Source organism: Methyloversatilis discipulorum, assembly GCF_018780585.1.
In the GTDB taxonomy this organism is placed as follows: Bacteria; Pseudomonadota; Gammaproteobacteria; order Burkholderiales; family Rhodocyclaceae; genus Methyloversatilis; species Methyloversatilis discipulorum_B.
The window spans coordinates 1-5,740 of record NZ_JADMJL010000002.1 but is presented as its reverse complement, the minus strand read 5'-3'; the positions used below and the strand labels follow the sequence as shown (position 1 = coordinate 5,740).

The following is a 5,740-nucleotide window of genomic DNA, read 5'->3' as shown; positions in this document are numbered from 1 at the left end:
CGATGCGGCCGCCGTACTTGTCGGTCCAGATGCCCAGCGGCACGCGGATCAGCGAACCGGTCAGCACCGGCGTGGCGGTGAGAAGGCCGAATTCGGTGGCGTTCAGCCCGAGCGTCTTCTTGATCGGGATGCCGATCACGCCGAACATCATCCAGACCATGAAACACACGGTGAAGGCCAGCGTGCTGACGATCAGCACGGACCACGCTTTTTTGTCGTTGCTCAGTTCGGAAGCCATGTTGTGTTCTCCACGGGACATGGCATCACTGTCGGCGCAACGGGCGTGCCCGCCTATCCCTCCGGTGGCTGCGCGGCGGGGGAAGAAGAACGATGGCGGGTGGGCGCGGCGCGTCCGGAAGAACTAGGGCGGCGCCTTTGTGCGCGCGACTTGATCTGGATCAAGCCGCCCGGCTCAGGGCGGGGGTCCCCACAGCAGGATGGTGACCAGCACGCAGGCGTCTTCCAGCGCGCGCAGGCTGTGCGGCACGCCGCCGCGCAGGAACAGCAGCTGGCCGGCCTGCAGCTTCTGCACGCGCCCGGGCGTCTCGAACTCGATCACGCCCTCGAGGCACTGCACCGTGATCTCGCCCGGCACCTTGTGCAGCGGCATCTCGCGGCCGCGCGCGATCACCAGCCGGATGACCTCCAGCTGCTCGGTCTTGAACAGCGCGCTGGACTGGGTGCTGAGCGCGTCGCCGCCCAGCGGACGCAGGTTGGCGATTTCGCCCGATTCGAGGTGGTGCAGGGCCATGGTCGTCTGTCTCCTAGTGGGCGTGGCGGGCCGCGAACACCGCGGCCTGCACGCGCGAGGTGATGTGGAGCTTGCGCAGGATGTGCTGCACATGGATCTTGACCGTGGTTTCGGCGATGTCGAGCTTGCGCGCGATGTGCTTGTTGCTGTCGCCGCCGGCGATGAGGTCGAGGATCTCGCGCTCGCGCGCGGACAGCGAGGCGAGTTCGGCATCGGCGGCGGCGGCCGCCACCGGTGGCGCATCGACCGCGTCGCCGTTGGTCGCTGGCTGCGCGCGCAGGGCCGACACCAGCTTGGTGGTCATCTCGGGGCTGACCACCGACTCGCCGTCCATCACCTTGACGATGGCCTCGCACAGGTGGTGCGACTCGACCGTCTTGAGCAGGTAGCCGTCGGCGCCGGCCTTGAGCGCGGCCACCAGGTCGGCCTCGTTCTCGCTCACCGTGAGCATCAGGATGCGGGTGCCCGGCGCGGCCTCGCGCAGGGACGGGATCGCATCCACACCCAGCACGCCGGGCAGGTGGTTGTCGAGCAGGATCAGGTCGGGGCGCTGGCGTTGCACGCAGCGCAGCGCCTCGCCCACATCGCCGGCCTCGCCGGTGACCGTGAAGCGCGCGTCCTGCGACAGCAGCGCCATGAGGCCGCGCCGGAACAGCGAGTGGTCGTCCACCACCAGCAGGCGGATGGGCAGGGTCGTGGAGCGCGTGTCGGTCATGGCGTGAGCGGGGTGGCGGTGGGCGGCTGGTGGGCCGGCCCGGACAGGGAAACGCCCGCCGCCACCGGGTGCGGCGGCAGGCTCAGGGTGACGGTGGTGCCCGTGCCGGGCTCGGAACTCACGTCGACCCGGGCACCGATGAGGGCGGCGCGCTCGCGCATGATCTTCAGGCCCACGTGCGATGCGTCGGGCGCGTCCAGCGCGTCGAAGCCCGAACCGTCGTCGCGCACGCGGAAGCGCCAGTGCGAGCCCTTGACCACGTCCAGCTGGACGTGGCTGGCGCCGGCGTGCTTGCGCACGTTGGAGAGCGATTCCTGCAGCACGTGCAGCACCTGCACCTGCACATCGGCCGGCAAGGGCAGGCCGTGGCCTTCGATGTGCAGCCGGGCGGACAGGCCGGTCTGGTGCTGGAACTTCTGCAGCGTCTCCTGCAGCGCGCGCTCGATGTCGTCGGTGTTGGTGCGGGTGCGGAAGTGCACCAGCAACTCGCGCACGTCGTGGATGCTCTCGCGCAGGCCTTCGTCGAGTTCGTCGAGCGTGGCCTGCACCTGTTGCGGCTGCGCCTTCTGCACGGCGGTGCGCAGCAGCTGGGTCTGGATCTTCAGGAAGGCCAGCGACTGGGCGATGGAGTCGTGCAGCTCGCGTGCGATCAGGGCGCGCTCCTCGCCCACCGCCGCCTCGCGCTCCAGCGCCGCGGCCCGCAGGCTCTCCAGCGCATTGGCCAGGTGGCTGGCCAGCGCATCGAGCAGCTCGGTCTCGCCCGCGCTCAGGCTGGCCTGCGAACGGTAGAAGAGATCGATCTCGCCGAGCAGGCGGTTCTGCAGCCGCACCGGCACACTCACCAGCGTCTCGAAGCCGGCGCGCGCGCAGTGGCGCACGTTGGCCTCGTCGTGGCTGAGGATGGGAATCACGCGCGTCCGCGCGTCGGGCTGCAGGTTGCCACAGGCGCAGGCGCCGGCCAGCAGGCTGCGCTCGTCTTCCACCATGTCTTGCGGAAAACAGTCCGAGGCCAGCATCAGGTAGCGCTGGCTGGCCTCGTCGCTCCAGCGCACCGCCACCGCGTCGGCCTTGACGACGGTGCGCACGCGCTGGGCGAAACCGCGCGAGAGCTCCTCGATGCTGCCGGCGTGGGCCATGAAGGCACTGACCTCGTACAGGGTGGCCAGCCGCGCGCGCTGCGCCTCGATGTGGCGCGTCTTGGTCTCGACCTGGCTCTCCAGCCCGGCGTACATCGATTGAAGCGTGGACGCCATGCGGTTGAAGCCGCCCGCCACCTGCCCGAACTCGTCGAGCGTCTCCACCTCCACGCGCGCCTTGAAGTCGCCCGACTCCAGCCGGCGCAGGCCCTGGCGCAAGTGAACCAGCGGGTTGATCACATACATGTAGCCGGTGTAGAGCATCACCACCGCGCCGACGATGGCCAGCGCCATCATGAGGAACTGGAACAGATTGAGGATGGCGGTGAAGCCCGCGAGCTGCTTTTCGATCGCCAGCACCAGGGCGTCGATGGCGTCGACAAACGTGTCGGCCGCGGCGAGCGCCTGCGCGGGTTCGGGTGGCGTGGCCTGCAACCACAGCGGACGCTGGTTCTGCCACAGCGCCTCCACCGTGGCGAACTCGCGGCGCACCGCGCCATCCCAGGGCACGAAGAGCGGGCGGCTGGCGTCGCCCCGGCGCAGCAGGTCCAGGCTGCGGTCGAACTCCTGCACCAGTGCCGCCACATCACCCGGTGCGCGCCCGGCCTGCGCCACGCTGGTGAGCCGCCAGGTCTGCATGCGCATGCGCCCGGCTTCGTTGACCGCGGCCGCACCGCCTTCGAGCTGCCAGGTCACCCACAGCGTGAGACCGATGGACGCGAGGGCGACGAGCAGCAACCCGGCGCCAATGCGCACCAGCTTGGTCGACAACGATGCGGTGGACACCATGGCGTGAGGTTAGCGGCTTTCGCCGCCGGCAGATACCCGCGACCGACGGACCGCGACGTCGAGCGGGCGTGGCAGGCCGGGCACAAAATGCACCCGCTGGCCACCGCGGGTGCTGGCGGCGGGCGCCACCAGATCGGCCAGCGTGACCCCGTCGAGCACCTCCAGATAACGGTCCATGGCCTCGCGCAGCGCACCCTTGAGGCGGCAGTGGCCGTCCAGGCGGCAGGTGTTGTGCTCGGCGTCAAAACACTCCACCAGGGTGAAGTCGCTTTCGGTCTGGCGCACCACCTCGCCCAGCACGATGGTGTGCGCTGGCTTGAGCAGGCGCAGGCCACCGCCGCGGCCCCGCGTGGTCTCCAGCAGGCCAAGGCCCGAGAGCGTCATCACGATCTTGGTCAGGTGGCTGCGCGAGATGCCATGGGCCTCGGCGATCTCACCGATGGTGGCGGGCTGCTCGCGCTGCTCGCTGGCGGCGCAGTACATCAGCACGCGCAGGCTGTAGTCGGTCCAGTTGGTCAGTCGCATGCCGCATCCTCCTCATGACCGATGTCCGTGTGGACGGTCTGAATATTCATATTGTGTGCATTTTATGCGTTAATATATTCATTTCAAATGAACCTTTAAGGACCTTCAGCCATGGACACCACCTTCGCCCCTGCCGACATCCTCGAACGCGCGGACCAGCCGATCGGACAGATCGCGGTGAATCTGCCCGGCGCCACCGCCGTCTTTCGCCGCCTCAAGCTCGACTTCTGCTGCGGCGGCCAGATCGCCTTGCAGCAGGCCTGCGACGACAAGGGCCTGTCGGTCGACGCAGTGCTGGCCGAACTGGCGCTGCTGGAGCGCCCGGGAAACCCGGTCGTGCCGCAGGCGCCCGCCGAGATGATCGACCACATCCTCACGCGTTACCACGCGGTGCACCGCGAGCAGCTGCCCGAGCTGATCCGCATGGCGCGCCGGGTGGAGGCGGTGCACCGCGAACACGCCGACGTGCCCACGGGCCTGGCGGACCACCTCGAGGCCATGGAGACCGAGCTGCTCGACCACATGGACAAGGAGGAACAGGTGCTGTTTCCCCTGCTCAGGGCCGGTGGGCGCGGGATGGCCGCGATGCCGATCGGCGTGATGCGGGCCGAACACACCAGCCACGGTGGGCAGCTCGAACGCCTGATGGCGCTGGCGCACGACACCACGCCGCCGCCGGGCGCGTGCAACACCTGGCGTGCGCTGTACGCCGGCATCGCGCAGTTCTCGGACGACCTGGTCGCCCACATCCACCTGGAAAACAACCGCCTGTTCCCGCCCTTCGAACCCGTGCGCACAGCCTGCTGCTGAGACCGGAGTGCCGCGTCGGGCGTGTGGGAGCGGCTATGCTTGCGGCGACTTCACCGCCCGCCCCACCGCACCACCCCTTGCCATGCCAGCACCGGAATTCGCCTGGGCCTACCCGCTGCTCCTCAAGACGCATGTGAGCCTGGTGGCGGGCAGCGCGGGGCTGTTCGCACTGCGCGGCCTCGGCCGGTTGCTGGACCACGCCTGGCCCCTGCGGGCGCTCTGGCGCCACCTGAGCGTGGCTATCGACACCGCGCTGCTGCTGGCGGGTGCCAGCCTGTGGTGGCTGCTGCAGCTCAACCCGCTGCACACGCCCTGGCTGGGCGTCAAACTCGCGCTGCTGCTGGTCTACATCGCCCTGGGCTCGATGGCGCTCAAGCGCGCGCGCTCCCCGCGTTCGCGCGCGCTGTTCCTGCTGGCCGCGCTGTTGTGCCTGGCCTTCATGGCCTCGGTCGCGCTGGCGCGGCACCCGCTCGGTTGGTGGGCGCCATGAGCGAGGCGCAGGCACCGACGCAGACGGCCGCCGCCTTGCACCGGTCGCGCGTGATGCGCTGGCTGCTGTGGCTGGCGGGGAGCGTGTCGCTTGCGCTGGGCCTGATTGGCGTGGTGCTGCCGGGCCTGCCCACCACGCCCTTCGTGCTGCTCGCCGCGGCCTGTTACGCCAAGGCCTCGCCGCGCCTGCACGGCTGGCTGCTCAACCACCGCTTCATGGGCCCGATGGTGCGCGACTGGGAGCAGCACCGCAGCCTGACGCGGCGCACCAAGACCGTGGCCCAGGTCTCGATGGTGGTGATGGTCGGCCTCTCGGCCTGGGGCTTCCGTGGCCAGCCCGTGGTGCTCGGGCTGCTGCTGGTCGCCGCTGCGATCGGCATCCTGGTGGTGGCGCGCATCCCCACCAGAGACCGCTGACTCAGCCCTTGGCGCGCCGAGCCAGCACCTCGAACGCCGGCAGCGTCTTGCCTTCCAGCACCTCCAGGAAGGCGCCACCGCCGGTGGAGATGTAGCCCACGTCCTTCT

At 69.5% G+C, this 5,740-nt stretch carries 7 protein-coding genes and 1 pseudogene; 3 read left to right on the top strand and 5 right to left on the bottom strand.

Features of this window, described 5'->3' with window-relative positions; all coding sequences use genetic code 11:
• From IV112_RS00220 to IV112_RS00200, 5 genes and pseudogenes are all read right to left on the bottom strand, one after another.
• Window positions 1-238: pseudogene (locus IV112_RS00220) on the bottom strand (MFS transporter); the annotation flags it as partial.
• A 174-nt stretch (window positions 239-412) separates the two neighbouring features.
• Window positions 413-751 carry a cupin domain-containing protein gene (locus IV112_RS00215; RefSeq protein WP_304000306.1) on the bottom strand — a complete coding sequence of 113 codons (339 nt, stop codon included), beginning with the start codon at window positions 749-751 and terminating at the stop codon, window positions 413-415.
• Window positions 752-764: 13 nt separating this feature from the next.
• A complete protein-coding gene (locus tag IV112_RS00210; protein ID WP_304000302.1) occupies window positions 765-1,466 on the bottom strand; it encodes a response regulator in 702 nt (233 codons plus the stop codon).
• Window positions 1,463-3,391, bottom strand: coding sequence for a type IV pili methyl-accepting chemotaxis transducer N-terminal domain-containing protein (locus IV112_RS00205; RefSeq protein WP_304000299.1), 1,929 nt, complete (start codon window positions 3,389-3,391; stop codon window positions 1,463-1,465). The genes IV112_RS00210 and IV112_RS00205 overlap by 4 nt, the downstream gene beginning before the upstream one ends.
• A gap of 9 nt (window positions 3,392-3,400) precedes the next feature.
• Window positions 3,401-3,916, bottom strand: a complete 516-nt coding sequence (locus tag IV112_RS00200) for an RrF2 family transcriptional regulator (RefSeq protein ID WP_304000296.1) — start codon at window positions 3,914-3,916, stop codon at window positions 3,401-3,403.
• 111 nt (window positions 3,917-4,027) lie between these two features.
• Here IV112_RS00200 and ytfE point away from each other — a divergent pair, with 111 nt between their 5' ends.
• From ytfE to IV112_RS00185, 3 genes are all read left to right on the top strand, one after another.
• The gene (ytfE, locus tag IV112_RS00195; RefSeq protein ID WP_304000294.1) at window positions 4,028-4,726 is read left to right on the top strand and encodes an iron-sulfur cluster repair protein YtfE; all 699 of its coding nucleotides are present in this window, start codon (window positions 4,028-4,030) and stop codon (window positions 4,724-4,726) included.
• A gap of 82 nt (window positions 4,727-4,808) precedes the next feature.
• On the top strand, window positions 4,809-5,216 hold the full coding sequence (locus IV112_RS00190) for a SirB2 family protein (protein WP_304000292.1): 408 nt from the start codon (window positions 4,809-4,811) through the stop codon (window positions 5,214-5,216).
• The gene (locus tag IV112_RS00185) at window positions 5,213-5,632 is read left to right on the top strand and encodes a YbaN family protein (protein ID WP_304000289.1); all 420 of its coding nucleotides are present in this window, start codon (window positions 5,213-5,215) and stop codon (window positions 5,630-5,632) included. The genes IV112_RS00190 and IV112_RS00185 overlap by 4 nt, the downstream gene beginning before the upstream one ends.
• Window positions 5,633-5,740: the final 108 nt, after the last annotated feature.